The sequence below is a fragment of the Actinomycetospora soli genome (assembly GCF_021026295.1).
Classification (GTDB): Bacteria; Actinomycetota; Actinomycetes; order Mycobacteriales; family Pseudonocardiaceae; genus Actinomycetospora; species Actinomycetospora soli.
Genome location: NZ_JAJNDA010000034.1, coordinates 11,651 through 36,984, shown reverse-complemented (window position 1 = coordinate 36,984; position 25,334 = coordinate 11,651). Strand labels below are relative to the sequence as shown.

26 protein-coding genes and 1 tRNA gene are annotated in these 25,334 nt (G+C 69.9%); 13 read left to right on the top strand and 14 right to left on the bottom strand.

The annotated features are described in order from the left end of the window. The first annotated feature begins 279 nt into the window (after positions 1-279). From mobF to LN037_RS30020, 3 genes are all read left to right on the top strand, one after another. The gene (gene mobF, locus LN037_RS30030) at positions 280-4,542 is read left to right on the top strand and encodes a MobF family relaxase (protein ID WP_230760411.1); all 4,263 of its coding nucleotides are present in this window, start codon (positions 280-282) and stop codon (positions 4,540-4,542) included. Positions 4,543-4,613: 71 nt separating this feature from the next. Further along, on the top strand, positions 4,614-5,069 hold the full coding sequence (locus LN037_RS30025; protein ID WP_230760409.1) for a hypothetical protein: 456 nt from the start codon (positions 4,614-4,616) through the stop codon (positions 5,067-5,069). A 65-nt stretch (positions 5,070-5,134) separates the two neighbouring features. Then, positions 5,135-5,206 (top strand) — tRNA-Val (locus LN037_RS30020). Positions 5,207-5,504: 298 nt separating this feature from the next. On the opposite strand, the gene LN037_RS30015 is transcribed toward LN037_RS30020, so the two are convergent. Both LN037_RS30015 and LN037_RS30010 read right to left on the bottom strand, forming a co-directional pair. Next, positions 5,505-5,759 carry a hypothetical protein gene (locus LN037_RS30015; protein WP_230760407.1) on the bottom strand — a complete coding sequence of 85 codons (255 nt, stop codon included), beginning with the start codon at positions 5,757-5,759 and terminating at the stop codon, positions 5,505-5,507. 384 nt (positions 5,760-6,143) lie between these two features. Continuing rightward, the gene (locus LN037_RS30010) at positions 6,144-7,067 is read right to left on the bottom strand and encodes an EVE domain-containing protein (protein ID WP_230760404.1); all 924 of its coding nucleotides are present in this window, start codon (positions 7,065-7,067) and stop codon (positions 6,144-6,146) included. A 1,259-nt stretch (positions 7,068-8,326) separates the two neighbouring features. On the opposite strand from LN037_RS30010, the gene LN037_RS33965 reads away from it, so the two are divergent. Next, positions 8,327-8,470: a hypothetical protein gene (locus LN037_RS33965; RefSeq protein WP_308286214.1), complete on the top strand. Its 144-nt coding sequence runs from the start codon at positions 8,327-8,329 to the stop codon at positions 8,468-8,470. A 59-nt stretch (positions 8,471-8,529) separates the two neighbouring features. Here the strand turns inward: LN037_RS33965 and LN037_RS30000 are convergent, their stop codons facing one another. The 7 genes from LN037_RS30000 to LN037_RS29970 all read right to left on the bottom strand — a co-directional run bounded on the left by LN037_RS30000 (position 8,530) and on the right by LN037_RS29970 (position 14,705). Continuing rightward, positions 8,530-9,402 (bottom strand): ParB/RepB/Spo0J family partition protein, encoded by an 873-nt coding sequence (locus tag LN037_RS30000; protein ID WP_230760402.1) that lies wholly within the window; start codon positions 9,400-9,402, stop codon positions 8,530-8,532. Further along, the gene (locus tag LN037_RS29995) at positions 9,399-10,055 is read right to left on the bottom strand and encodes a ParA family protein (RefSeq protein ID WP_230760401.1); all 657 of its coding nucleotides are present in this window, start codon (positions 10,053-10,055) and stop codon (positions 9,399-9,401) included. The genes LN037_RS30000 and LN037_RS29995 overlap by 4 nt, the downstream gene beginning before the upstream one ends. A gap of 346 nt (positions 10,056-10,401) precedes the next feature. Continuing rightward, entirely contained in the window at positions 10,402-10,887 is a 486-nt protein-coding gene (locus tag LN037_RS29990; RefSeq protein ID WP_230760399.1) for a hypothetical protein, read from the bottom strand. Next, on the bottom strand, positions 10,880-11,323 hold the full coding sequence (locus LN037_RS29985) for a GntR family transcriptional regulator (protein WP_230760397.1): 444 nt from the start codon (positions 11,321-11,323) through the stop codon (positions 10,880-10,882). The genes LN037_RS29990 and LN037_RS29985 overlap by 8 nt, the downstream gene beginning before the upstream one ends. A gap of 203 nt (positions 11,324-11,526) precedes the next feature. Continuing rightward, positions 11,527-11,679 carry a hypothetical protein gene (locus LN037_RS29980; RefSeq protein ID WP_230760395.1) on the bottom strand — a complete coding sequence of 51 codons (153 nt, stop codon included), beginning with the start codon at positions 11,677-11,679 and terminating at the stop codon, positions 11,527-11,529. Positions 11,680-11,768: 89 nt separating this feature from the next. Next, positions 11,769-14,492 (bottom strand): DNA methyltransferase, encoded by a 2,724-nt coding sequence (locus LN037_RS29975; RefSeq protein WP_230760393.1) that lies wholly within the window; start codon positions 14,490-14,492, stop codon positions 11,769-11,771. Between the two features lie 12 nt (positions 14,493-14,504). Then, complete coding sequence (locus tag LN037_RS29970; RefSeq protein ID WP_230760391.1) at positions 14,505-14,705, bottom strand: hypothetical protein; 201 nt, start codon at positions 14,703-14,705, stop codon at positions 14,505-14,507. Between the two features lie 524 nt (positions 14,706-15,229). On the opposite strand from LN037_RS29970, the gene LN037_RS29965 reads away from it, so the two are divergent. The 3 genes from LN037_RS29965 (at position 15,230) to LN037_RS29955 (ending at position 17,625) form a co-directional block, all read left to right on the top strand. Continuing rightward, positions 15,230-15,544 (top strand): hypothetical protein, encoded by a 315-nt coding sequence (locus tag LN037_RS29965; RefSeq protein WP_230760389.1) that lies wholly within the window; start codon positions 15,230-15,232, stop codon positions 15,542-15,544. A gap of 67 nt (positions 15,545-15,611) precedes the next feature. Further along, positions 15,612-15,959 carry a hypothetical protein gene (locus LN037_RS29960; RefSeq protein ID WP_230760387.1) on the top strand — a complete coding sequence of 116 codons (348 nt, stop codon included), beginning with the start codon at positions 15,612-15,614 and terminating at the stop codon, positions 15,957-15,959. Between the two features lie 70 nt (positions 15,960-16,029). Beyond that, on the top strand, positions 16,030-17,625 hold the full coding sequence (locus LN037_RS29955) for a hypothetical protein (protein WP_230760385.1): 1,596 nt from the start codon (positions 16,030-16,032) through the stop codon (positions 17,623-17,625). Positions 17,626-17,751: 126 nt separating this feature from the next. Here the strand turns inward: LN037_RS29955 and LN037_RS33960 are convergent, their stop codons facing one another. Together LN037_RS33960 and LN037_RS29945 are read right to left on the bottom strand one after the other, a co-directional pair. Then, positions 17,752-18,357: an ImmA/IrrE family metallo-endopeptidase gene (locus LN037_RS33960; RefSeq protein WP_230760384.1), complete on the bottom strand. Its 606-nt coding sequence runs from the start codon at positions 18,355-18,357 to the stop codon at positions 17,752-17,754. A 6-nt stretch (positions 18,358-18,363) separates the two neighbouring features. Continuing rightward, positions 18,364-18,858 carry a helix-turn-helix domain-containing protein gene (locus LN037_RS29945; protein ID WP_230760382.1) on the bottom strand — a complete coding sequence of 165 codons (495 nt, stop codon included), beginning with the start codon at positions 18,856-18,858 and terminating at the stop codon, positions 18,364-18,366. A gap of 213 nt (positions 18,859-19,071) precedes the next feature. On the opposite strand from LN037_RS29945, the gene LN037_RS29940 reads away from it, so the two are divergent. The 5 genes from LN037_RS29940 (at position 19,072) to LN037_RS33035 (ending at position 20,449) form a co-directional block, all read left to right on the top strand. Continuing rightward, complete coding sequence (locus LN037_RS29940; RefSeq protein WP_230760380.1) at positions 19,072-19,242, top strand: hypothetical protein; 171 nt, start codon at positions 19,072-19,074, stop codon at positions 19,240-19,242. Between the two features lie 128 nt (positions 19,243-19,370). After that, a complete protein-coding gene (locus LN037_RS29935; RefSeq protein WP_230760378.1) occupies positions 19,371-19,574 on the top strand; it encodes an ABC transporter ATP-binding protein in 204 nt (67 codons plus the stop codon). Positions 19,575-19,700: 126 nt separating this feature from the next. Next, positions 19,701-20,030 carry a type II toxin-antitoxin system RelE/ParE family toxin gene (locus LN037_RS29930; protein WP_230760376.1) on the top strand — a complete coding sequence of 110 codons (330 nt, stop codon included), beginning with the start codon at positions 19,701-19,703 and terminating at the stop codon, positions 20,028-20,030. 1 nt (position 20,031) lies between these two features. Next, positions 20,032-20,343, top strand: a complete 312-nt coding sequence (locus LN037_RS29925) for a helix-turn-helix domain-containing protein (protein WP_230760374.1) — start codon at positions 20,032-20,034, stop codon at positions 20,341-20,343. Further along, positions 20,327-20,449, top strand: a complete 123-nt coding sequence (locus tag LN037_RS33035) for a hypothetical protein (protein WP_255695266.1) — start codon at positions 20,327-20,329, stop codon at positions 20,447-20,449. The genes LN037_RS29925 and LN037_RS33035 overlap by 17 nt, the downstream gene beginning before the upstream one ends. Before the next feature lie 154 nt (positions 20,450-20,603). Here the strand turns inward: LN037_RS33035 and LN037_RS29920 are convergent, their stop codons facing one another. Next, the gene (locus LN037_RS29920) at positions 20,604-20,978 is read right to left on the bottom strand and encodes a hypothetical protein (RefSeq protein WP_230760372.1); all 375 of its coding nucleotides are present in this window, start codon (positions 20,976-20,978) and stop codon (positions 20,604-20,606) included. A gap of 157 nt (positions 20,979-21,135) precedes the next feature. Here LN037_RS29920 and LN037_RS29915 point away from each other — a divergent pair, with 157 nt between their 5' ends. After that, entirely contained in the window at positions 21,136-21,711 is a 576-nt protein-coding gene (locus tag LN037_RS29915) for a hypothetical protein (RefSeq protein ID WP_230760370.1), read from the top strand. A 34-nt stretch (positions 21,712-21,745) separates the two neighbouring features. Here the strand turns inward: LN037_RS29915 and LN037_RS29910 are convergent, their stop codons facing one another. After that, positions 21,746-22,798: a tyrosine-type recombinase/integrase gene (locus tag LN037_RS29910; RefSeq protein ID WP_230760368.1), complete on the bottom strand. Its 1,053-nt coding sequence runs from the start codon at positions 22,796-22,798 to the stop codon at positions 21,746-21,748. Between the two features lie 489 nt (positions 22,799-23,287). After that, the gene (locus tag LN037_RS29905) at positions 23,288-24,907 is read right to left on the bottom strand and encodes a cutinase family protein (protein WP_230760415.1); all 1,620 of its coding nucleotides are present in this window, start codon (positions 24,905-24,907) and stop codon (positions 23,288-23,290) included. Positions 24,908-25,334 lie beyond the last annotated feature (427 nt).

Below are 25,334 nucleotides of genomic sequence, written 5' to 3'. Positions count from 1 at the left end.
AGCCCCTTCGCCGCCAGCTACACCACCTCCTGCAGCGTCGCCGACCACCCTTAACCCACTGCAAATTCCGCAACGCCCACTGCAACTTCCACGACGTCTGCCACTGCACTTCCAGCGTCGTTCCACACCCTGACCTGGTCTTCTCGTGTCGCCTGTTGCTGCCTGCTGTTCGCTGCGCTCACCCCAGAGCACTTCGCTTTTGCTCAGCACCACACACCTATGCCACTGCTCTCGCGGATGATCTTTGAGTTGGGGCCGGAGCGGCCCTATCGTCGTCTCATGCTCCGGATCACCGCCATCGGTGCCGGAGCCGTGGACTACCTCCTCAAGGGCTGCGAGGCCCACGAGCACGCCCACGAGCTGGAGGCCCGAGCGGACGCTGCCGAGTTCGGCGCGGACCGCTACTTCGCGAAGGCGATGGAGGCCGGCGAGCCGCAGGGTGTGTGGCTCGGGAAGGGCTGGAACGTGCTCGGCCTCGGCGACATCGAGGCCGGCCAGCTGGCCTCGGAGGACGCGGTGCGGGCGATCTTCGGGCAGCTGCGCCGTCCCGACTCGACCGAGCGGGACCCGGTGTACGTCGGGTCGAAGCCACGCACCTACAAGGGCTACGACGAGCGCCTGGCGAAGCTGCAGGCCGCCGAGCCGAACCCCTCCCCCGAGCGGGCGCGGGCGATGGAACGCGAAGCCGCCGCGGGCGGCACCCGCCCGGTGGCGTACTACGACTTCACGTTCTCGCCGGTCAAGAGCGTCTCGGTGCTCTACGCCGCGTACCTCGCGGCGGGGCTGCACGGGGAGGCGGAGAAGGTTCGGGCCGCCCACGACGAGGCCGTGAAGATCGCCCTGGCCTACGCCGAGCAGCACGTGGCGCACACCCGGTTCGGGCGTACTGAGCAGGGCCGGGTGTACGCCGAGGCGGAGGGCCTGGCCGTGGTGGCGTTCGCCCACCACACCAGCCGCTCCGGGGACCCGCAGTTGCACACCCACGCCGCGGTGCTCAACCGCGTCGGCACCGCCGACGGACGCATCGGCGCGCTGGACGGCAAGGGGTTCCGGGCGTTCAAGGAGGCCATCGCCACTGCCTACGAGCGCGCCGTCGAGCAGGAGATGACGGACCAGGTCGGGGTGGCTTTCGAGACCCGCCCGGACGGCAAGGCCCGCGAGGTCGCCGGCGTGGACCCGGGACTGCTGCGCGACGCGTCAACCCGCCGCGGCCAGATCGTGGAGCGCGTCGAGGCCATGGTCGACCGGTACCGCGACCGGCACGGCCGCGAGCCGGGGGCCGCGGCGCGCAAGGTGATGGCCCAGGAGGCCACCTACGACACCAGGGCGGCCAAGACCGGCCTGGCCGGTCCGGCCGCGGTGGCCGCGTGGGCCGATGGCCGCGCTGACCGCCGTGGCCACCTCGTGGCCGCCGTCGACGAGGTCGAGCTGGCGGCGGTGGCCATGGCCACCGCCGCGCCGGCGATGGCCGCCGACCCGGCCCGGGTGCAGGAGGCGCTGGCTGCCGGGCTCGCCGACGTCCAGGCCGCCTACTCGACGTGGATGCTCGGCAACCTCGTCGACGCCATCGACCGCTACCTCGGGGACGCCGCCGCGCTCGGGGTGCCGGCAGCCGAGCGCCCGGCGGCGCTCGAAGAACTCGCCCGCGCCGTCGTTGCCCCGGGTGCCGGGTTCGACGTCGTGCAGCTGACCGGGCACGAGCCCGTCGAGGTCCCCGCCGCGCTGCTGCGTCGCGACGGGCGCCCGGTGTTCCGCCCGCACGAGGAGCGTCGCTTCGCGACCGCCTCGCATCTGGAGACCGAGGCCGGCGTCGGGACGTACCTGTCCACCCGCGGCGCCCGCACCGTTGAGCGTGATGCCGCCAAGGTCGTCGCCGAACGCGCCGGGCTGTCCGCCGACCAGGCCGACGCGATGCTCGGGATCGTGACCTCCGGGCGGCACGGCGACGTGCTGATCGGCCCGGCCGGCACCGGGAAGTCCCGCACCGTCGGCGCGCTCGCGCAGGTGTGGACGCAGGCGACCGGCGGCACCGTCTACGGCGTGGCGACCGCACAGATCGCCACGGCGAACCTCGCGGGCGACGGGCTGACCGCGCTGAACACCACCAGGTTCCTCGACGCCGTCACCCCCGACCCCGTGACCGGGACGGCCCGCACACTGCTGAGCCCCGACGACCTCGTCGTGGTCGACGAGGCGTCGATGGCGTCCACCGCGCACCTCGCCGCGATCGCCACCGTCGCGGCGAGGGTCGGCGCCAAGGTCGTCTACGTCGGCGACCCCCACCAGCTCGACGCGGTCGGCGCGGGAGGCCTGTTCACCCACCTCGCCGGCACCCTCCCCGACGGGCAGGTCCACACCCTCGCTCAGCCCCACCGCTTCCACGAGACCTGGGAGGCCGAGGCGTCGCTGCAGCTGCGCGAGGGCGACCCTCGCGCCGTCGAGGCCTACGCCGACAACGGCCGTCTCGTGGCCGGGACCGTGGAGGAGATGGCCGCCGCCGCCCGCCGCGGCTGGCTGGTCGACCGGCTCGCCGGTCTGGACGCGGTGCTCGTGGTCGGCACGAACGACCTGGCGGCGGACATGTCCGCCGAGTTGCAGGGCGAGCTGGTCTCCCTCGGCCGCGTCGATCACGCCCCGCTCGCCGAGCTCGCCGACGACAACGCCGCCGGCCTCGGGGACGTCGTCGAGACCCGCCGCAACGCCTGGGACCTGCGCGTCGACCCGTCACCCGACGGCGTCGCCGAGCCGGTGATGAACCGGAGCAGGTACACGGTCGTCGGGCGCGGAGACGACGGGACGATCCTCGGCCGTGACCGGCACGGCGCGATCGCACACCTGCCCGCCGACTACCTCGCCGAGCACGCAGCGCTGGGCTACGCAGCCACGGTGCATGGCGCCGAGGGCATCACGGCCGACGCCTCCCACGACCTCATCGACCGCGACGCCACCCGCGAGGCCGCCTACGTCGGCCTGAGTCGCGGCCGGGTGCACAACTACGCCTACCTCGTGACCGAGCGCGAGCCCGACGCCCACGAGCCGCAGCGTCTCGCTGAGGTCGCCGTCGAACGTCTGACCGCCGTGCTCGCCCACGAGGGTTCGCAGCGCGCCGCGGCCGCGGTGCTCGCCGACGCCGAGGTCGAAGAGTCTTCCGCGCCGTCGCTGCTCTCCCGGCTGCAAGTGGCCATGGAGTACGACGGGCACCCCCGCCACCTTGAGCGGCTACGGGAGCGTCTCGGCGACGACTTGGCCGCTCGGATCGACCCCGAGGCCCGCGCCACCGGGCGGCTGCTCGCCGCTCTCGATGCAGCGGAGCTCGCCGGGCACGACCCGGCCGTACTGCTTGACGGGGCCGTGGAGTCCCGTGGGTTCGACGACGTCGACTCGGTGGCCGATGCGCTGCGCCACCGGGTCCGCGGCGCCGCGATGGCCTACGACCCGGACCGCGAGATCGATCCGGCGGACTGGACGACACGCCTGGTCGTCCGCGACGGCGACACCGTGTCCGACTACAGCCATCGGGTCGCCGAGCTGCTCAACGACCGCCAGCGCGACCTCGCCGACCAGGTGGCGGCCGAGGCGCCTGCATGGGCAGTGACCCTCGGCGAGCGCCCCGACCCGGAGTCCGACCCGGAGGGTGAGCACGCGTGGCGTACCCGGGCCGGTGCCGCGGCGCTGTTCCGGGAGCAGGCTGGCATCGTCCCCGACCAGCTGTCCCTCGGTGCGCCGCCGTCGCGGGAGCGGCCCCTGGAGCGGGCCCTGTACGACGCCGCCCTGGCTGCCACCCCGGACCGGGCTCCCGAGCCCGGCCAGCGCGACTGGCGGGCGGTGGAGGACACGGAGCTGTACGCGACCCGCGAGCAGTGGGCCCGTGAGGCCGAGCAGGCTCCGGCGTGGGTCGCCGACGAGCTCGCCGACACCGCGCGCACCGCTCGACGCTGGCACGAGGACGCCGTACTCGAGCGGGCCCGCCTCGAGCAGATAGCGCCGGATGCTCCCGGCCGGGCCGAGCTGGAGCGCGACGCCGAGCTGCACGAGTCGATGGCCGTCGACGACCACGCCCGTGCTGCGGACCTTCGCGTGGCTCACGAGCGCCGCGGGACGTGGTGGGACCGCACCACCCCGCAGCGGGAGGCCGACAAGGCCGCCGCCGACGAGATCGACCGCCGCGGGCTGCCCGAGACCCGCCGGACGGTGGAGCGGCCCGACCCGGAGCCGGCGCCGATGGTGCCCGAGGAAGTCCAGGTCGAGCGCGAGGCCGAGCGGGTCCAGATGGAGGCCTCACGGCAGCGATTGCGTGAGGCCTCCGCGCTCGCCGAGGAGCGGCGGCTGGCCCGGGTCGAAGAACAGGCCCACGCCGTGGAGCAGGCGAAGTTGGCGGCCCAGGAGCAGCGGGTCCAGCAGCGGGAGCCGTCGGTGTGGGACGAGATCGAGACCGACCTGGAGTTGCAGCGCACCCGGGAACGGCTCTCGGGGATCAGCCCCGCGCGGCAGCTGCAGGTGCAGCGCGAGCGTGATCGCGACGCGGGTTTGGAGATGGAGTGAACGGCGTGGTCGCGATGCCCCCTGAGTTGTTCGATGTCGAGTCGGGTGCGCCGCCGCGCGATGCGTGGGACGTGCAGGTTGTCGCGCCGCCGGCCTACATCGCGTGGCTCGAGCAGCAGGCCCGACGCGGGAGCCGCAACCGGTACCTGACCGCCGGGCTCGCGGTGTACCAGCCCGCCATGGCCCAGGCCGTCGCGACGCTCGGCGCGGCGTTCCCGGACGTACCGATGACCGCGAAGCGGCACGACAAGGTGTCCTGGTCGCGCACCGTCCACCCGCACGTGCACGTCTTCCTCGCCGCCCACGACCGCCACGGCCGCGCGGTCACCCGCGCCGAGCTCGACGTGGCCGGCGCCGAGGCGTGGATCGCCCAGGTCGACCGGCTCAGGGGTGTCACCGACGCTGCCCCCGAGCTGGGCATCACCTGGACCCGCGAGGGGATCGAGGGCGTCAGCCACGGCCGGGTCATCGACCACACCTGCTCGGGGCTCTTCGGCCCGTTCGAGGCGATCCTGGCCGGCCCGTGACCGGCGCGACGCCGGTCCGGTCCGACCCGAGACCGGTCGACGGCGGCGGCTACACTGGTGGCATCCCCTAGTAGCTCAACGGACAGAGCTCCCCTTTGACTGAGGGGCGGATGCGGGTTCGAATCCCGCCTTGGGCTTGGAGGCCGCAGGGTCGAGCGTCATCGCTCCCCTGCGGCCTCTCCCCTGTGTGGGGCAAGGACGCGGGGCGCCGCCCCGAACCCCGGGCCTCACTCCGACAGGGTGAACAGGCAGGTCCTGTCGACGTCCCGGCCGACCGGAGGTGACCACGGAACCTCCGGCCCCGCCAGGGACCGCTGCGCTCGGAGTCGGTGCCCGGAGCACCTCCCCCGCCCTGGCCCGGCCAGAGAACCCGAGGTCCGCGGAGCGCGGCCGAAACGACGACAGGGCCAGCCAGAGAGTGGGAAGACGCCGGGGTCACCTGCTCGCGGCGAGGCTGCGGCCGGCCGCGGTGGCAGCGACACGCAGCGGGAAGCCGTCCCAGTCGGTCTGGGTCATCGTCGACCGGATCAGGCCGTCGGCGACGAGCTTGATCACGAAGCGACGGAAGTCCGTGGGGATGTTCGCGTCGCCGCCGTCGTACTCGTCGGCCACATACTTCGCCGCCGAGATGTCGTTGCCGTTGGCGACGACCCACTCGATGAAGCGGCGGGGATTCCGGGGGTTGCTCATGACCAGCCGCGGAGCACGCCGAGCAGACTGATCCCCCGCTGGCGGAGCACTCGCCAGGTCCGCAGCGTCCTCATGGGCGAGCAGGCTGCCCGGAACGAGCGATCGCAGCAATCGAACACGTGTTCCATCGTCACTGTAGTGCGTCCGATGTCAGCTCGTGCCCGCGCCGTACGCCGAGCCGAAGGTCAGAGGCTCATCCGATCCGCCGCGCCGCTCCGGGACGGTCAGCCGCTCAGCCCACCAGCCTGGGCCGCCCTGCTCCGAGCACCTCGGCGGCACCGGCGGAGGTCGCCGTGACCACCATCTTCGACAGGGTAATGAAGGCCGGCCAGGAGCTGTGGGAACCCCATCGCGTCGCTGCGATCAACGACAGGCCGTCGAACGTCAGTGGTGGCGAGGCGAGCTGGAGCGGGTGAACCCGGAATCGATGGGCCAGATTGCACTAATGGCCTGGCTCTCGAGCAGCTCAAGCAGGTCCTGCGACGGCGCGTTGGGGACCAGCAGCGCGAGGTCGGTGCCCTCGGGCGTGGCCAGATAGCGCCGGTAGTCGAGAAGCTGTCCGACCGCGAGGCGCACCGCGCCCCGGTTGGCGTCGCTCTTGGCTTCGATGAGCTCGTCGTTCTCGGGGTCGAAAATATCGGTCCAGAGCGTAAATCCATCAGGGGTGCGGATCCGCAGTCGGCATGCTTGCACGCCGCGGATAGCGAGGTACCTCACGTAGCGGGCGCACAGCTCGGCCTCGGTGCGAATGCGGGAGCCTTCGTCGCCGCCTTGGGTCCAGTACTGCGTGGTGTGTATCTGTTCGAGAGCCACAGGCACCGCCTTTGGCGCGTGGAACGGGTCCCGCTCGGCCCACAGCGCCTCGACCGCGGCCAGGTCGTCCTCGCTGAGGTTCCGCCCAGACTGGCGAATCGGTCGGGCCCAGGCGAAGCCGGGAGCGGCAGCGAGTAGCTCGTTGACGGTAAGTCGCTCCTCAAGGCTGGCCACCCGTTCCCAGCGCACCCGCACGTAGTGCCCGAGCGCCCCCGGATCGCGCCAGTGCGTGTCGAGGAAGATCGGTAGGTTGACCCGATCGGAGTCGATCGGATCGTCCGGCTCAGGATTAAGGACTCGCCCGGCAGCCACGATCCCTCGCCGATCGGCTCCCTGACGGAATAGGAACACCCGATCCCCGAGCTCGATGCCTCGAGTGCGGGTCCCCACGCTCCAGCGGTCGAACACGTATTCCCCAGTCGCGGTGCGCGCGACGAAGCCCTCGTACTTCTCGAACTGGTCCTGCGAAGGGTTCCAGGTCGCCACGATCGCCACCGCGGACACGGTAGACCCACCCCGCCCGAGGAAGCTCACGAACGGACAGATGACGGCCGCCGACCCAAGTGGATGCAACGCTATGCCTGGCATCGGCTCTCGCGAGCCAAATCGCCTCTGCGTTCTCCTAGACCCAAGTTGTCATAAGCGCGCGATACGGATTATCGGCTGCGACCTGGTCCCGGGGGCGCAGGCGTCGAGGGACACGGGCGCGGGGCTCCGCCCCGGACCCCGGGCCTCACTCCGACAGGGAGCGGTTGGGAGGCGTGCGGGGTTCCTGTCGTCGTCCCGGCCGACCGGAGGTGACCGCGGAACCCCCGGACCCGCCAGGGACCGCTCCGCTCGCCTCCGGCGCCCCGGCCCGCCCGGAGAACCCGAGGTCCGGCGGAGCGCGGCCGAAACGACGACAGGGACGCCGCAGGTCCGAAAGGGTGACGAGGCTGGACGAGAGGGACCGGCAGCGTGCACCCTCTCTAGGCCGCGCCCGACTGGCGATCGAGCGGTTCTGAACTTCCTCCGAAGTTCGATGCCTCGCCCCGTCCCGGGGAGAGGTCTGTCAAGCGGAGGAGAGTTGTCATGAAGCCGGTCGCCGTCAACGAGCTCATTGCTTCGATCATCATGCTCGTGATCTTGCTGAACTGGATCACGCACACCATGCAGTTCTGATCCATTGGCCGTCCTCCGGGCTAGTTCAGCCGGAGGACGGCCACCAGGACCAGCCGCCTCTGCCGGTGCAGCAGCGCGAAGCCGCCTCATGCCGAGGACGATCTACTGAGCACGACACTGCGCCTATCGAACACGTGTTCTTTTTGAGATGCGCCCGATGTCTGCCCGCGCCCGTGCTGGCGGGCCGCACTGGCGGACCTGCTCGAGCACCTCGGCTCGACAGGGCGATTAAGGCCGGTCAGGAGCTGTGGGAGCCGCATCGAGTCACCGCCATCAACGACCGAACCACCGAACTTTGGCGGCGGCGAGGCGAGCTGGAAGCGCGAGACCTGAGCCCTCCGCCCCGGCGGGTGAAGGCGATCTGGCGTCAGGATGCCGCGACCGGTCGCGCTCAATGTGCGGCCAGAGCGAACGGAGTCCGACCGCATGGCCCTCCCGACGATGACCCCCGAGCAGCGACATGCCGGACTTGAGAAGGCCCGGGAAACCAGGAGGGCACGCTCGGAGCTGTTGGCGAGCGTGAAGACCGGGGAGGTGTCTGTGTCACCGTCCTCGAGCCCGGTGAGTCTGACCCGGTAGTCGCGAAGATCAAGGTGGCGCAGCTGCTGCGGGCGCTGCCCGGCTACGGCCGGGCCAAGGCGGACGCGGTGATGGACCAGGCCGAGATCAGTCCGAGCCGTCGGATCAGCGGACTGGGAAAGCGCCAGCATGAGGCCCTGCTCAAGGCGCTCCAGTAGCCCGCCGCGCTTCGCTGCGGGCCCCGCCGTCCTTGAACGGATGGCGGGGCCTGCTGCATTTACCGCGGTAAATCAGGGGCTGTCAGGAGTTCGACGAGCCGGGCGATGTCGTCGCTGTCGTACTGCTCTCGCAGCTTCCGCGCCGCCTGCTCGACAGGTGGAGGTCCGGTCTTAGGGCGGCCCCGGCGGGGACGCTCAGCGGCAGCTGGAGCGGGTGGTGGCTCGGGGGCCCGCTCCACATCCCCGCGAAGCTCTGCGAGCCGGAGCAGCTGCGCCTCGGCGGGCTTGCTGGCCAGCCCGCGCGCCTCTCGGAAGCTCAGCTCACCTGCCTGCAGGGCACGAGCTGCCTCAGGAGCTAGCTTCCTCAGCCCCAGTCGTTGGGACACCCACGCGTCGGTCTTGCCGATACGCCGCGCGACCGCGGAGTTGGAGCCGTGCAGCTCGACGAGCGCCTGGAGCTCGCGGGCCTCGAGCAGGGGCGGCAGAGCTTCACGGTGGAGGTTCTCGACCAGCAGCGCCTCGGTGAGCTTCGGATCGGTCCCGCCGAGGTGGTCGGCGACGGTAATCGCGAGCTGGTCGAGGCCAGCAAGGTGGGCAGCGGCGAGACGCCGGTTGCCCATGATGACGACCCACCGGGCGACGCCGATCTGTTCGGTGTCGTCGGGGTAGTGCGCGAGGAACACGTCGCGGCTGACGACGGTCGCCGGCTGCAGCTGCCCGAGCGATTCCATGCTCGCGGCGAGCTCGCGGGTGGCGTCGTCGTCGTACCCGTCCCGCGGGTTGTGCGGGTTGTGCGAGAGGTCGGGCAGCGGCGCGGACGTCGGCGCTGGCCCTGCCGGCTGTTCGTAGGCCGGCAGGGTCGAGATGGAGGCGTCCTCGGCGAACGACGCGAACGACGTCCGGCCGCGTTTCTTCGGGGCCACGGCGGTCACCGCCCGACGCCGGCTTCGCCGAGCTCGAGCGCGAGCCGCATCATGTCGCCGTACGCCTCGAGGCCGACCCGGCTCTTGGCGTACTGGGTGCACACCAGGCCCTCGGCGGCGGCACGCGAGTGCAGCTTGTAGCGGCGCACGACGGTGTTCATGCGCGGCCAGCGCTTCTGGTCGATGAACGCGATGGTGTCGTCGAGGTCGGCGCGGCCGTCCCGCGGGTCCCACAGGTTGATCACCACGCGGTACGGCACGCCGAGCGGCTTGATCAGCGTCTCGATCGTGGTGTCTGCGGGGACGAAGGTCAGCGGCTCCGTGGTGATGGGCACGAGGACGTCGTCGGCGTGCTCAACGACGGTCCGCAAAATGTGCTCGTTCTCGAGGCTGCCGGGGGTGTCGACGAAGACGTGGGCGTAGTCGAGGTCGCGGAGCTTCGCGATGTCCGCGGGGCTGGAGGTCTCGGTGTAGGCGAACGGGATGTCGTCGCCGACCCGGGACGCCCACCAGTCCATGGAGCGCTGGGGGTCGGTCCCGACGACCAGCACCGCTGCGTCGTCCTTGGCGAGAACCTGGTCGAGGACCGCGGCGAGGTTCACCGTGATCGTTGTCTTGCCGACGCCGCCCTTTTGGCAGGCGATGGCGTGCACCTTGGCCATGCTGAGTAGGCCTCTCCGTGGGCTTCACGGCCACGAAGGCCGCTACTTCGGATGGGGATGCCTCAGAGGGTGCCAGGGCAGCACGGAGAGCCCGGTGCGCGGCGCGCGGTATTTACCGCGGTAAATCGGAACGTGCGAGTTGGCCACGCCGGTTCAGCCAGGAGCCGACGGGCCCCTGTGGTTCGTCGAGGCGGCAACGCGGCACGCAGCAGGTCCCGCTCCCCGGCGTCCAGCGGACGCATCGCAGCGACCTCTTCCCGCACGCGGTCCTCGATCTCGGCGCGGATCGCTTCCCGTTCCTCGTTGGACAGCGCGGAGTCATGCGGCGACGGCCCGGCCATGCCGCTCACGACCACCACTCGCGGTAGATGTCGGTGGGCAACCCGGGGTCGAGGTGGCATCGCACGACGCGGCGGACGATGAGCAGCGGCCGGTCGGCGCTGGCGGTGGTCTCCCACGCGTCGTCTCCGCCGGCGACGTCGAGCAGCGCCTGGGCGTCGTCGTACGCGGCCAAGGGGTTGGGAAGGACGCCGAGCTCGTCGAGGCGCGGGCGCAGCATCGACACCAGCAGCCCGACCGCGACCTGCCCACCGGCCGGGTCCGTGGAGGTGACGTCGTGCTCGTCGACCGACAGCGCCCGCTTGGTCGCCCACACCAGGTCGAAGACGACGTCCTCGAGGTCGCCGTCCTCGGGCTGTCCGTGCTCGTCGGGCAGGTCGAGGCGGTAGGTGGCGCGGAAGTCGGCGCCGATCTGCTCGAACAGGGCGACGAGCTCGGCGCGCAGGCGGTTGCCGGCGCGCTCGACGACGTCAGCAGCAGGGTCCTCAGGCACGGCGGGCCGCCCGCTCGCGCAGCCACGCCGGCACCGCCGCGATGTCCATCGGTGGGTCCATCGCCTCGAGGTCGTCCGCGGCGGCGACCAGTGTGTCGTGGCGAGCCCGGGCGACCTCGTCGGCGACCTGGGCGCTCACGTGGGCCACGGCGTCGTCGAGGGCCTGGCCGAGGGCGTCGTGGCTGCGTCGCAGCTCGGCGAGCGGGCCGGCAGGGCCGCGCTCCGGAAGCGCGGTGACGAAGGTGCCGACGCCGTGCTCGATGCGTAGCAGCTGCTGCTCGGCGAGCAGGGTCACCGCGTTGCGGGCGGTGTTCAGGGCGACGTCGTCGTACTGGCGGGCGAGCTCGGTGATGCCGGGTAGCCGGTCCCCGACCGCGAACTCGGTGCCGAGGCGCCGGTCGCGCAGGTCGGCGGCGATCTCCCGGTACTTCGGCATGGCCACAGGCTACTAGACGTCAGAGACAATTAGAACACTACGATCAGTGCTGTTCGGAGCCATTGGCGACCCGGTAATCCGGGTTCTAGCGCTATGTCACGTGATCATGATTTGGTCGATACCTCTGTGCTTGCAAGTGCTAGCACTAATCACGGAGGGCGGTCCCGCCCCTCGTGTACGTGAGAGCCAGGCAGACGCCACTGTCAGAGGTTGCTCATGAGCAGGGCGGCGATCACGGCGAGCATCGCGACGATCAGCAAACAGCCGCCGGCGGTCTCGCTGTCGGACGCGAGGGCCACCAGGCCAGCGAAGCCCGCGAGGGCGAACACCACTAACGCGATCGCGGACGGGCTCATGACGCCCATCGTGCCAAGGCGGGCGAACCGCTCATCGCCGAGCTGGGCGGATAGCGACCTCGTTGGGGATAAGTGGCATAGCTCCCCGCTTAGACCGAGGACTGCGCCTCGTAGTTGCGGAAGGGCTCGTAGGCGATGTCCCCGCGGCCGATCGCGGCGTTGAGCTTCCGGGTGCGCTGCACGAGCTCCTCGTCGTCCTGCGCGATTTCGGGGGGCCAGCCGTAACAGGCGGCCACGGCTCGGTCCAGCGTGAGGTGAAGGGCAGCGAGATCGGCCCAGGCGCCGTCGTCAACCTGGTTGTACAGCTCGGTCAGCCCGATACCGCGCTCGACGACGATCTCGCCACGACGGGCCAGCAGCGCGGCGCTGGCTCCAGCCACGGCAGCCCGCTGGTCCGGGGTTGGGCTGGGTGGCCAGGGGAAGCTGTTGAACACCGAGGACGGGGTGTAGCGCAGGTCGGCCTTGAAGGTCGAGGACCAGGACCATGCCCAAGCACCGTGTACCCGGGAGGAGAGCACGCCCATCGAGTAGTCATCGTCGAAGGCGAACACGCCCACGAGGTTGCTCGGGCACCAGGCTGAGTCGGCCCAGGTCAAGAGCAGTCGTTTACCGGTCAGGGTGGCCGTGATGTACCGGCTTCGCCCGGCGATAGCCGCACGCATGCGAGGCCGGGGCCAGGCGAACTGCCACCACAGCCGCAGGAAGTGGCGGGTCGGATTCTCCTCGCGTTCCGGGCGGACGTCGCGGCGCACGATCGCCAGGGCCTTCGGTGTGGCCATGGCCTGCTCTAGCGGCATGGTCCCGAAGTCGATGATCCAGCGCCGGGGAAGGCTGCTGACAGAGTCCGTGATGTCATCGGTGGTCAGGTAGCGGCGCACGACAGCGCCTTCGCCCGCGGCCTGCAGCCTCGCGGCGACCTCATCGCTGACGATGAAGCCGTCTCCGGACGGCTGGCAGCCGATGAACGAGCGGTTGCGGTTGGCCCCGAGAGTCGCGGGTTCCTGCGTGCCCTCGGTTCCGGCGCGCAGCTGGGTGGTGATTCCATCGACCGGAGCGCCGTCGAGGATGAAGATCGAGGGTGGCTGCTTGGGATTTTTGATCCAGTTGGTGATGGACACGTGGACCTTGGCCTCGCCGGGCCAGCGTTGCGAGCTGACGGCGTCGGTGATGACGCTTCCGTGCTCGACGAGGTAGTCCAGGGACGCTCGCCGGTGTTTGTTCTCCCGCAGGGTGTTCGTGGATACCAGCCCAGCGCGGTGACCTTCGGGGAGGTGGTCCTGGGCGCGTCGGAACCAGTAGGCGGAGTAGTCGACAACTCCGACCTTGAAGACCTCTCTGAGCCTGTCGACGTAGGGGCCACCGAAGGCGCGGCGAATCCGTCGGTCGCCGAGGAAGGGCGGGTTGCCCACGATGCAATCGGCAGCCGGCCACGACCCGAACACGGCGTCGCCGACCGCGATCCCCGAGAGGCTGACCAGCGGTAGAGGGGTCTCGGCTTCACCGTAGCGGTCGATCATCTGCCGGTGCCCCATCCAGAGGGTGACACGGGCGATGAGTACGGCGACCGGTTCGATGTCGATGCCGCGCAGATTCCCCAGTGGGACGTAGGGCCAGGGGCCCGCGGGTGTGGGGAGCCCGGTGTCGGCGGCGAGTTCGGTGATGCGGGTCTTGAGCTGGTGCTCGAGCGCGCGTAGCTCGCGGTAGGCGACGTAGAGGAAGTTGCCGCATCCGCAGGCGGGGTCTAGGACCACGAAGGCGACCAGCTCGTCGAGCAGCGAGCGTGCCTGGGCCGGCGTCGTGCAGGCGTCTAGGCGCAGCTGCCAGGGGCGCACGATGGTCGGGCCGACGATCTTCATGATGTCGGCTTCGTGGGTGTAGTGCGCGCCGATCTCGCGGCGCCGGTCGTCGCCGAGCACGCTCTCCATGAGCGACCCGAAGATGGTGGGGTCGACCTTGCTCCAGTCGTACTCCGCGGCCCGGGCGAGCAGGTCGAGTTCGTCGCGGTTGAGCTCGACCGAAGCCGGGTGGGCGAAGAGCTGTCCGTTGACGTAGCGGGTGCCGGCGAGCAGGCCGGTGCGGTTGTGGTTAGTTTTCTGGTTCAGGACGCGGAAGAGCTGGCCGATCTCCGCGGCCGGGCTGCGCTCAGGGTGCTTGCGCAACACGTCCACTGTCATCTGGAGAGGCGATCCGGCGAGCAGGTCGAGGTCCTCGGCGAACAGCGTCCAGACTGTCTGCATAGTGAACCGGCTGAGCTCGTCGGAGGGAGCCGCGCTGCGTTCGACCAGGGAGCGGTGGACCTGCGCGATCGTGGTGGCCGCCTCGGTGGTGAGCTTCTTGTGGTGCTCGAGAAAGCTCGGGACCTCCGCGGGCCCCGCTAGGAACATGAGCGCTTCGTAGCGGGAGGGCAGCTCGGCGAGGGCGAAGTTGGCGCGGGGGGACTTCGGGAAGCGTCCGGGCTCCCAGATCTCGAACGAGGCGAAGTTGCACAGCACGACCCAGCGGGCGGCGGGGCTGTCGGTCGCCTCGTCGGCCGACTCCTCCCAGTAGCCCTTGACCTGTTCTCGTGCTGAGGCGACCGCCTTGCTTGGCGCCTTCATCTCGACGATGCAGACGGTGGGCCAGTGCAGGTCCATGAACCCGGCGCTGGCGGTGAAGGACTCGAAGCGGGCGCCGACCTCGAGGCGACTCGATCCGTAGCAGGCGAACAGCTCGTTGAGGAACGTCTGGGCCTCGGCCCGCTCGGTACCGCTGTAGCCAGCCCACCGGGCGGCGAAGCTCTGCAGCGCGGCCTGGATTTCCTGCCCGCTGCGCATCAGCGGGGCCAGCTAGACCAGGCGAAGCTCATTGCCGCCGAAATAGGTGTCCTTTTGCAGGCGTGCTCTGGCGCTCTCCAGCGACTTCACGGTGTCCGCCAGCGCGAGCTTGGCGTTGTGCTCCTCAGGGGAGTCACCCAGACGCTTCGACGCCCTGCGTGCCCGAGACAAGGCGTGCTCGACGGTCAGGAGCACGTCGGAGACCTCGTTCATCGCGGTCTCATGCGCGGCTTGCCCCGCGGACCGCGGGTCGTGCGCTGGCTTCCGAGCTACTCGCGCCATGCCGCCCACTCCCTCCGCCAGGTGCGACCCGCACAGTACCGCCCAGACGCCTCCCGCTGCGCCTCGGCCGTGCGGTGCAGCTGAACGTGCCCTGGGGCTGCGAGGTCCGCTCACCACTATGCACGTGGCTAGTTGCGATGACTCTCGTGAAGTACTTGGAAGAAGCAGTTGACAGTCCAAGACACTCTGCTAAAGTTCATGCCATCGCCAGGAAGTACTGGCAACTACATCTCGGAGGTTCCGCCACCATGAACTCGCCCCTCGACTTCGAAGAGCTCGTCCCGATCCCCGTCCCTCGCTCGCGAGTCAACGAGGTGTACCGACTGCTTGCCAGTCCGCCCGCTGAAGCGTCCTCGACGGCTCCCGCGGCTCCCGCCCTCGCCGGTCTCCTCGACGACGGAGCCAATGAGCATGACTCGTCTACAGTGCAATGGACTGTCGAGGACTTCCGGGCGTTGATCGCGGACGGGAAGACCGGCACCTTCCGGTGCACCAAGATGCTCGACGTCCTCGCCCGGCGTCCTGACGAGGCCGTCGGGCTGCGCGAACTCGAGCAGGAAGCCGGTCTGGGCCACAACGAGATCCGTGGCGCGGTCTCGGGCATGACCCACTTCTGCGGGCTGCGCTGGCCCGACGCCGACTCCCGCCGTAGCGCCCCCTGGACCAAGATCGGCCGCCGCATCGACCGCGACGACCAGCGCGGCGAGTTCGCCTACGCCCTCACCGCCAGCCGCGCCCGTAACTGGCTGCGCGCACGCCAGGGCGACTGACGCCTCACCCCGCCCCGTCTGACACCAACCAACACCTTCGCCGCTCCACGCAGAACAGGACCACGCCATGATCACCGAAACCATGCAGATCAAGCTCGGCAAGCCCGGCCCCGCCGCAGACGACGACATCCTCGGCCGCCGCTACACCGGCGCCTATCCCGGCATCCCGCCCCAGCAGGCCTGGCAGCGAGCCCGCGCCGAGTGGCCGATCAAGCGAAGTCGCGCTCTGAAGGTCCGCGAGGTCGTCGTCGTCGACCGCATCGGGACCGTGCTCTGCGTCGCCACGCTGGACGATGTCGTCGCCACCGCCAGCGGCAAGTGCGTCCTCGAAGGCACCGTGCACCCTGACGACCCCCGCATCGGCCGCCCCTCTGTCCACCCCCACCCCTACCAGAACTGCATCAACTACTTCTGAGCTGCCACGTCCCCGGTGCCCAATGCGGCGCCGGGGAGCGGCTCGGTAAGACACATCGAGGGAGGAGTCCGTGCGCCTCGACGACCCCCTGCACACCAAACAGGTCGCGGTGCTGCGCTGGATCGCCGAGGGCTGCCCCGAGGGGGTGATGGAAGGTCACTCCTACAAGCAGACCGCCCGCGCATTGGCCGACCGGCGGCTGGTCACGGTAAGCCGCGGCCACGCGGGCTGGTCGGCGAAGGTCACCGACACCGGCCGGTACTACCTCGAGCACGGCGAGTTCCCCGCCCGCCCACCGGCGAAGACACCGGCGTCTCGTCGTCTGTCGGCTGCCCGGGCCGGCGACGCGTCGGGCAAGGCCTCGGCGCAGGTGCAGGGTCCGTGCGAGACAGTGAAGAAGACGCCCGCCGCCGACCGGCAGCCGCGCCGGTTAAGCCCCACCGAGCAGCTGGTCGCCGACGTCGTCGCGGCAGGCGGGGTCCTCGAAGCCGCGGACTCCTATCCGGCTAGCAGCCGTCAGGCCATGCTCGTCGCCGCGGTGAACCGGTTCGCCAAGGCCCCGGGCGGCCAGTACCTGGTCGTGCGCCGGCGCCGGGACCCGGACGATCCCTACCGCAGCATCCGAGAGCTGGTGCTCGTCGACGGGCCGGTAGGCACCGACGCCGAGCTGATCCCGGTCCCGGTGCCAGAGCGAGTCGCCCGCTACCACCCAGCGGTCGCCGCGCTGCGCGCCCGCGACGCCCTGTCCGTCTCGGCAGGGGTGCGCAGCCGGGCCTGGCACGTGCTCCAAGCCTTAGCCGCCGAGGCCGAGCGCCGCGGGCACAGCGTGGCGGCCTCGCCCGAGCCCGGGCCGGTGCAGAATCACCGCTCCCCTCCGGAGCGCTGGCACCTGGAGATCACCGTCGGCGCCGAGACCGTGCGGCTGCGGATCGAGGAGGAGCGCGACCGCGTCGCCCACGAGCCGACCGCCGCCGAGCTCGAACAGCAGCGCCGGTCCTCCTGGACCCGCATCCCCACCTACGACTGGATCGCCTCCGGACGACTCGGGATGCGGTTGCAGGGCGAGGCCACGAGCTCGGCGAGACGACTGAACTGGGCCGACCGCACGAAGTGGCGCCTGGAGGACAAGCTCCCCGAGGTGCTGCGCGAGGTCGCGGTCCGCGCCGACGGGTTGCGCCGAGCCCGCGAGGCCCGCGCCGAGGCCCAAGCCCGCCACGACCGTGAGGTCGCCGCCGAGCAGGAACGCGCCCGCGACCGCGCCGCCGAGCACCACCGCGGCGAAGTGCTCGACAAGCAGCTTGAGCGCTGGCGCGAGACCCGCGAGCTACGCGAGTTCGCCCGCGAGCTCGCCGAGCGCATCACCGCCGCCGAACAGACCCTCGCTAGTCAGCAAGAGATCCTGCGGAGGAGCACCGGCGGGGACGTGGCCGGAGAGGACGACCTCGAGGAGGAGGACGGCGTGGAGGCGGACGACACCGTCGACGGCGGGAAACAGGCGGGGCAGCTCGCCGAGGCGCGGGCGTGGCTTGCCTGGGTGCAGGCCCGCGCCGCGGCGCGCGACCCGTTCGATCCGCTGCCCGGGATGCCGGCGCAGCGCCGGCTGCGTGAGTGGGAGCTAACGAAGTTCATGCGCCCGGTGCCCCCGCCGCGCCCCGGCGACTACTAGCCCGTCCTGGGCGTCCCGGTCGGGCCGCAGTGGACGAGCCCGACCGGACAACGTCACCGGCGGAGCCTTCTGACCTGTGACGATGGCTACCAGTCCAGCCCAGGTCATGGCCGGATGGGCGGGGAGCTACGCCCGTTGTCCTCGGCCGCGGGCGGCTTGCATGCGAGCGCCGGTGGCGTTCATGCGCCATCGCGCCATGTCCACGGTGGTATGGGTGCGTTCGGCCAGGTGGCTGTCAGCTTCCTGGTCACGGGCGGCTTTCAGCAGGAGCGGGCGGGGGAGGAGCAGGCAGCCGGCGAGCCAGTTCGCCTCCTCTTCCTGTTCTGGGTCGCAGCTGAGAAAGGGGTGGCCGGCGATGCTCTTGACCTCGCGCAGGGTGTGACCGAGGACGAGGTGGCTGAACTCGTGAGCGACGTCGCTGCGGGTCCGGCCGTGGGTCTGGGCGCGCTGGGGCGTGAGGACGTCGCCGGTCTCGTAGATGACGGGGTTGTAGATGACCACGATGCGGCCGTCGTCCATGTGGAAGGTGGCCCCAGAAAAGGCGCCGGGCTGCTCGGCGTGCAAGTCGAGGAAGGGCTGGACGTCGCCGAGTACGCGATGTCCAGCGAGGACCCCGACCTTGAGGTGGAACGCGAGTCGGGGTAGGTGGATCGTCTCAAGGTCCGAGCAGTTGGCTGCCGTACGGAGTTCGGCGGCATGGCGTTCGGCCTGGGCCTTGAAGCCTCGTCGCACGGTTGCCTAGCCCTCCTCGTCCCAGCCGTAATCGGTGCCGAGGGCGTCGTCGGCGCGTAGCGCTGCCTGCATGTTCTCCAGGAGGTCGCCGACCTGGCGTGCGGCGCGGGGGGTGAACGTCTTGTCCGCGCGCAGGCTGACCCGCGTGTTGGTCTCGGCGGCCGCCAGGTTGTCGTAGAGATTGCTGACCAGCTCGGCGATCTGGTTGGCGGCCTTCTCGGTGAGCCGCGGGTCGTTGTGCAGGCTGACGCGGATCGTGTCGGTGGTGCTCTGGGCACGCTCGCGGGGCGCGGCGCCGAACACCGCTGAGGGGTCGAGCCCGACCCAGGTCACCAGCCGGCCGAAGTTGGCCAGGTCGGGCAGGTGGCCCTTCTCCACGCGAGACAGCGTGTTGAGCGGGACGCCGGACTCCTCGGCGGCCGCGCGCAGACTCAGACCCCGTTCACGACGGTAGTCCCCGACCAGTCGACGGAGCTCGTCGATGTCGACGGGGTCGTCCACTCGCTCTCGCCTCTCCTCGCCTCGGCTCGCTGCGCTCGTGCGGCGCCACGGTAGTGAGCAACGATCCGACACGCCGAACGGCGCGCCTGACCTGCACCAACAGAACTGTACCGATATTCTTACTAACATGACCGCGTGATGTGTTAGTGTCCTCGTCGAGACCTCGCCGGGACCTCCAGCGCGGCTCACGAGCAAGACAGGAGGCCACCCCGAATGGCCACTGCACAGGTCGGCACCCTCGCCAAGACCGGCGAGGTCTGCCCCGAGTCCGGGGTCTGGGCCGTCGTCGGGACTCCGACGACCACCGCGCCCATCGCGAAGGGCAACCGCATGCCCCCCTACGGCGGGAAGGCGGTGACCTGGCGCCTCGAGCGCCTCGCCTGAGGCCTAGCCGCCTCAGGTCCTGTGGTCGTCGGCAGCAGGGGAAGGCAGCCCGGCGACCACAGCGACCCACCTGGTTCCGCGGGTTGAGCTCGCGGAACCGCTCCCCAGTCCTGAGACAGGAGGGCGTCATGCCCAACCGTTCCGCCAAGTCCGGCAAGTACATCAGCAACGCCGCCGCCGCCCGGTGGCCGGGCAAGAGCGTCAGTGAGAAGCCCGGGCCGAACCGGTCGACCGCGACCGCACACCGCTCCGCCTCGAGCGGGCGCTACATCACCGAGAGCGCCGCCAAGCGCAACCCTGGCGGCACCGTCACCGAGAACGGCGGGTCGTAGCAGCCGATAACCACCCCGACCGATCGAAGACCCGGGACCCGCCCCTGACGAGGCAGGTCCCGGGTCTTCGTCGTTGGTGGGCAACGTGAGGTCGCTCCGGCGATAACACACGTGTTATCGTGCGGTGTGTGGGAGGTCCGATACCTGCCCGACGCGCAGGCCGAGCTTGAGGGCGTGCCGCCACGGGAGCAGGCCGCGATCGAGAACGCGATCAAGAAGCTGGCGCAGCTGGGAGGGCAACTGCCCTACCCCCACTCCAGCAACGTGCAAGGCGCCACCAACCTGCGTGAACTGCGGCCACGAGGAGGCAATAGCCCGTGGCGAGCCTTCTACCGTCGCGTCAGCGACATCTACGTGATCGCCGCGATCGGCCCCGAAGCGCAGAACAACTCCCGTGATTTCAACCGCGCCGTAGCAGCGGCGCAGGACCGGCTCGACGACCTGGAGGAGGACTGAGATGAAGCTGTCTGAGCTCAAGAGCGCCGCCGAAGTTCACGACGAGGTACTGACGAGCCCGGAAGCGAAGGCCGAGCGCGACCGCACGGCCTTCGCACACGACGTCGCCCTCAGAGTCATCAGCTACCGGGCAACCCACCAGCTGTCGCAGTCAGCCCTCGCCCGCCAACTTGGGATGAAGCAGCCGGCCATCGCACGGCTCGAAGCTGGAGACCACGAGCCGTCCCTCAGCACACTCAGTCGACTGGCCAGAGGACTGAACATCGACTTCCACGTCGATGTCACCCCGAACTCCCTTGAGCTTCGAGCCTGAGGCTCTCGAGACGCTGCCCGGGATGCCGGCGCAGCGCCGGCTGCGGGAGTGGGAGCTGGCCAAGTTCATGCGCCCGGCGCCCCCGCCGCGTCCCGGCGACCACTAGCCCGCCAGGCGGCTCCGATTGGGTCGCCATGGACGGGCCCGACCGGCAGCTCCGCCGCCGGGCATGCTGGCGTCTGATAATGGCTGAGAACGCCCTTCATCACCCCCTTGCTCGCTGCTACAGCCCTCGGGCTCGTGGCTTTCTCGACCACCGCTCAGAGGCGGATGGACTGCAAGGGACGAGCGGTGCCGTCGTCAAGCAGCCAGAACGACCAGCCGTTGCGATGCGGGCTGACCTCGGGCTTGTAGTGGCCGACGATGGCGCGGGCAGCTCCGGTGGGGGTCTTGAAGGACTTGCCGTCGAGGGGGCCGCTGGTGATGTCGACGCGCTTGGTGGTGCGGTCGTAGACGGCGGTGGTCTTGACGCCCTCATACACGGCGTAGATCTCTGCGGTAGCGGCGTCCGCCCCGCTAGGGGCGATGGAGTCCTTGACGAGTCGGGCGATCACCTCGCCCGCCGTCGACCCAGACATCTTGGCGGCGAACTCGAGCTGCTGAGCGGTCTGCTCGTCAATCTTGATCATGGGCATGGCTCCTTCTCCTTTAAGGCGTTTGAATACTGAGGAGCTTACAGCGTGCTCCTTTTTCTTACAAGGCCGTCGCTTGCTCGAAGGAAAGGGGGTAACGGGTTGGCAAAACCAGCCGATGAGCTCACGACCGCATCGAGATCTCTGTCGGGAGAGCGCCATGACCCGCAAGGCCGTCCTCGTCGTCGTCACGCTGACGGTGATCTTGTTCAGTGGTGCCTGCACCCGCTACGTCTACGTCCCGGTGCCCGCATCGCCCCCGGGTGCGTCTGGGGTCGCAGCGTCGCCCTCCACGGTCGAGGCGGCCTCCACTCCCGCGGTAGCCGGGTTCGGCTCGACGCAGTCGCTGGGGCAGGGGCTCAGCGTGACGGCGGGGCAGCCCAAGCCTTTCAAGGCCTCGTCCAGCGCTGCTGGTCAGGAGGGCGCTGAGCGTCTGGTGCTGGTGCCAATCACCTTCACCAACGACTCCGGGCGCTACGTCAACTTCTCCGATACCTACTACACCAACATGACCGTCGACGGGGTCACCGCCCAGTCCGTACAGGACATGGGGAACAAGGCTGGCGGGGTGGAGAACGTCGGCGGCATGTTCAACAAGCCCACCCCGACCGGGAAGTCGATCACGATCGGATTGGTGTGGCCGCTGCAGAACGCTCCGGCCGAGATCGGTCTGAAGATCACCTCCAACGACTACAGCGGCTCGCTGCCGACCCCCGAGTGGTCCGGCCGCGTCTGACCCGTCCCGCCGAGCTGGGCGTCCTTGAAGCAGCTCAGGCGAGCCATCCGGCGACGGTGTAGGCCGCGGAGCGCTCCAGGCTGTCGCGGGTGTGGTCGTAGCGCCGCGTGGTGCGGGGGTCGCGGTGCCCGGCGAAGTCCTGGACGTCGCGGATCGCCGCCCCCGCGTCGAGGGCCAGGGTGATGGCGGTGTGGCGCAGCGAGTGCGGGGAGAGCTCGGCCCAGGTGTCGATGCCGCCGGCGCGGGCCAGGCGGCGGACCAGCTCCCACACGGCCTTCTGGGTGAGCCGCCCACCGGTGCGGGTCGCGAGCAGCGGCCCTGCCAGCTTCACGCGGTCGACGCCGGCCGCCGAGGCACGGGCGCCGAGGTAGGCCTCGAGGACCTCGACGGTCGCGGGGGCGAGGGCGACGGTGGCGCCGCGGCCGCCCTTGCGGACGATCCCCAGCACCCGGTGCGAGCTCCGCCCGCCGGGCCCGCCGGTGCTGTCGATGCTGCGGCCGGGGCGGGTGCCGAGGTCGGCGACGTCGGCGGTCACGAGCTCGTCGACGCGCAGGGCGTTGTGCAGCAGCAGCCGCACCAGCGCCGCCGACCGGGCGCGTTGCGGGCCGGGGTCGGCATCGGCGGCGGCAACCAGGGCGCGGGCTTCGTCGCGGGTCAGCCCGACGGTGCGGGTGTGGTCCGGATCGACCGCGGGGCGGCGGACCCCGACGACGGGGTTGTCGGCGCGCAGGTCGTGGGCGGCGGCGAACCGGTAGAACGACGACAACGCCGACAACCTGCGGGCCACCGAGGACGCGGCGGCGCCGGCATCGAGCAGCCCGGTGGTGTGCAGGTCGACCTGCACCCGCCGCGCGGAGAGGACGTCCAGGCCGCGCGGGGCGCACCAGGCCGCGAACGCGGCCAGGTCGGCGCCGTAGGCCCGCCGGGTGCGCGCGGAGCGAAACCCCGCCAGCCACCCCGCGGCCACCAGCGCCAGCCGCGGATCGGTGAAGCCGGCCAGCGCCGCGAGGGCCCGGGTGTCGGCGTCGACCCGGTCGAGCAGCTCCGTCGCCGGATCGAGCCCGGCCGGGTCGAGGCCACCCGGCACGTCGCTGGACCGGGTCGGGGAGCCGGCCCCGCCAGGAACGGGAGCCCGGGCTCGCGTGCTGCACGGGACCGACTCAAGGACGGCTGCCCGGGTTGTTGGCGCAGCTAACGGTCTATCTTGCGGATCTTGAGGCTGTGAGCTCGCCGTTGGCGGCCGATCTCCGAGGTTCTCAACCGAGGGGCCCGCGAGCACGACCACGGGCGCCTGAGGCCCGCTGAGGGCCTTTTCCCTCTCCGGGGCCGGCTCGGCGGCCTCGGAGAGGTCCTCGCGAAGGAGGTCGAGGTGACCGCCCGCCCCGTGCCCCGGGGGGAGGGGAGCGGAGGGGGCGGCCACGGCCCGGACGCTAGCCCGGGCCCCCGACAGTGTGCGCCGGACGCGCCGAGGGCGCCGGGGCGAGCCGGGACACCGTGATACAGCGGAATATCACGGTGTGCGGGCCGACGCTCAGGGTCGGACCTGCGCTGAAGCGCTTCGGGGGTCTTTGAGTATTCAGCCCACCGGAGTCGGGTCTACCGTGCCGGGCTTGGTCACCGTGATGGTCCCGATATCGTGGCGGTACTGCAGCCCAGGAATGAAAGAAGCTCCAGGCTTGGACCCCTCGCACTGTACGGCGAGTGCGTAGGCTCCGGGATCGGCGTCTACGGGAACTGGAATTGCAGTCGCCCAGTTGCCGTTCCTGTCCGTCACCGCTCCAACTCCGTTCCCGTGGACCTTCAAGGAACCGCTGCCGTCCCCGGTACCGTCTAACGGACCCCATAGCTTCGCGGTGACCTGCTGGCCTTCGCCAATACCGTTCTTGTTCAACAAGCATGGCGGCGCCGAGAGTCGCAACTCCCCGCCGGCTACGACGGTGCGGGAATGAGGTGTGGCCGTGCGGGGAGGAGCGTCGAAAGTAAAACTTGCGGGTGCAGACTTATCTGACTCTCGACCGTCGGAGTTGTAGCAGCTGGTGGTGACGTTGTAGCGACCGAGCGGCGCATCGAAACCGCCGTGGACCTGGTCATTGGCCGGCGCAGTATATAGAGGCGTCGGGCCCACCGGGCTGCCGTCACCGTTGAGGCCGTAGTTGAGACCCCAGTATCCGAGACTGAGGAGTTTGCCGTTTCCGTCGGTCATTTCGACTCTCATCTGCGCCGATCCCGGAGGACACGATCTGTTTGCCGACACCGAGACGATGGTTCCGACGGGGCCTGTCGTGGGGTTCAGGGTGGGAGCGGGTGTCAGATTGGGATTCGGTGCAGGGCCGGGAGTAGGGGTCCGGGTCGCACTTTCCAGCGCGAGTCGTTGCCCGATCCTTGTGCCGAGCGATTTGGTCAATGTTCCCGCATAGAGTGCCTTACTGGTATGAATCGCGATACCTGCTGTGGCAGAACCGGGGCTGAATGCGTTGGCATTACCAGCGGCCGTGGCTGTGTCGCAGACGATGTCGCCGCGCCAGCAGACCTGGGTGGTAATTGGGTGGAAGCGGGGGTCGACCTCGCGTGTCTGCACGTCTGCGCACGGTGCCTTGAGTTTGTCGCCCAAAGGACATAGCCCAAAGGTGACGGGCCCTCGCGAAGCGCTTCCGATATTCACAACGGTGGAGTTGGGCATGCGACCCGGGTCCGCGAGGAGGACGGCCGCGCGGACGAGCTCGGTGTCTCGCGGGCTGTCGGCAAAGGCATTGAGTCCTTCGTGGATTGCCATGGCTCCTTGCGAGTACCCGACCAGTGCGATGATCGGCGTCTTACCCTCCGCGAGGCACCCGTTCCGAATCTCCGACAAGGCACGATAGGTCGCCGAAACCCCTTCGGCTATCGATGCTGCGTACTTGGGTAGATTCGTCTGCGTGAATTGGTTGTAGGATTTCCGTAGCGTGAGGATATCTCCCCATCTCAAGTTCTCTTTGAGTACGTTTGTAGAAATAGCGGGGTAGCGGATCGATCGGATATCTGAGGAGACCTTTGCCTTATCGAGCTCGGTCTTAATGGCCTGTACGACACTCTTGACCTCTGGGGAGTCGTTAACGCTATTGGTCGACTGCCCGGAGCCGTTCGCGCCGAGGATGTAGACACTCTTGCAGGAGTTCCCGGGACCGGCTGCAGCGTTGGGCGAGGAGGACGGCACCATGAGCGTCACGCCGAGGACGGCCGCGACCGCCAGGCAGCCGACGAGCGCGACCGCCGCAACCTTCGCTGACCAGGACGACAGAGCATGAGGTAAGCGGTGCGTTCCACGACGCGGCAACTGACTTCCCTTCGACGACCGAAGCTTCCGTCTGGCCGTCGTTACACACTCGATATTCGTTACACAGAATCTCTGGGACATACGGCCGCTCGCCGAACGAGGAGCTACAGCCATCGAGCCGCACCCCAAGGCTCGGTTGTGTAGCGCAACGAGACTGGCTTGCGCTTTCCATGTTGCGGACTTCGTTGGAGCTGCTCATCATCGAGCCGTAGGAATTGAGCGGCACCTGGCGCGCAACGACGGTCGTCCGGCTCGGCGGTCCTGCCGCGTACCCCGACCAGTTGGACGGCATCGATGTAGACCAGCCGTC

What these genes read in the sequence shown, in the direction of transcription:
- LN037_RS29925 (WP_230760374.1), top strand. Translation starts at nt 20,032, where the DNA reads ATGAAGCTGTCTGAGCTCAAGAGCGCCGCCGAAGTTCACGACGAGGTA.
- LN037_RS29920 (WP_230760372.1), bottom strand. Translation starts at nt 20,978, where the DNA reads ATGCCCATGATCAAGATTGACGAGCAGACCGCTCAGCAGCTCGAGTTC.
- mobF (WP_230760411.1), top strand. Translation starts at nt 280, where the DNA reads ATGCTCCGGATCACCGCCATCGGTGCCGGAGCCGTGGACTACCTCCTC.
- LN037_RS30015 (WP_230760407.1), bottom strand. Translation starts at nt 5,759, where the DNA reads ATGAGCAACCCCCGGAATCCCCGCCGCTTCATCGAGTGGGTCGTCGCC.
- LN037_RS29975 (WP_230760393.1), bottom strand. Translation starts at nt 14,492, where the DNA reads ATGCGCAGCGGGCAGGAAATCCAGGCCGCGCTGCAGAGCTTCGCCGCC.
- LN037_RS29935 (WP_230760378.1), top strand. Translation starts at nt 19,371, where the DNA reads ATGCCCAACCGTTCCGCCAAGTCCGGCAAGTACATCAGCAACGCCGCC.
- LN037_RS29940 (WP_230760380.1), top strand. Translation starts at nt 19,072, where the DNA reads ATGGCCACTGCACAGGTCGGCACCCTCGCCAAGACCGGCGAGGTCTGC.
- LN037_RS29985 (WP_230760397.1), bottom strand. Translation starts at nt 11,323, where the DNA reads ATGCCGAAGTACCGGGAGATCGCCGCCGACCTGCGCGACCGGCGCCTC.
- LN037_RS29915 (WP_230760370.1), top strand. Translation starts at nt 21,136, where the DNA reads ATGACCCGCAAGGCCGTCCTCGTCGTCGTCACGCTGACGGTGATCTTG.
- LN037_RS29970 (WP_230760391.1), bottom strand. Translation starts at nt 14,705, where the DNA reads ATGAACGAGGTCTCCGACGTGCTCCTGACCGTCGAGCACGCCTTGTCT.
- LN037_RS29905 (WP_230760415.1), bottom strand. Translation starts at nt 24,907, where the DNA reads ATGGTGCCGTCCTCCTCGCCCAACGCTGCAGCCGGTCCCGGGAACTCC.
- LN037_RS29995 (WP_230760401.1), bottom strand. Translation starts at nt 10,055, where the DNA reads ATGGCCAAGGTGCACGCCATCGCCTGCCAAAAGGGCGGCGTCGGCAAG.
- LN037_RS29980 (WP_230760395.1), bottom strand. Translation starts at nt 11,679, where the DNA reads ATGAGCCCGTCCGCGATCGCGTTAGTGGTGTTCGCCCTCGCGGGCTTC.
- LN037_RS29960 (WP_230760387.1), top strand. Translation starts at nt 15,612, where the DNA reads ATGATCACCGAAACCATGCAGATCAAGCTCGGCAAGCCCGGCCCCGCC.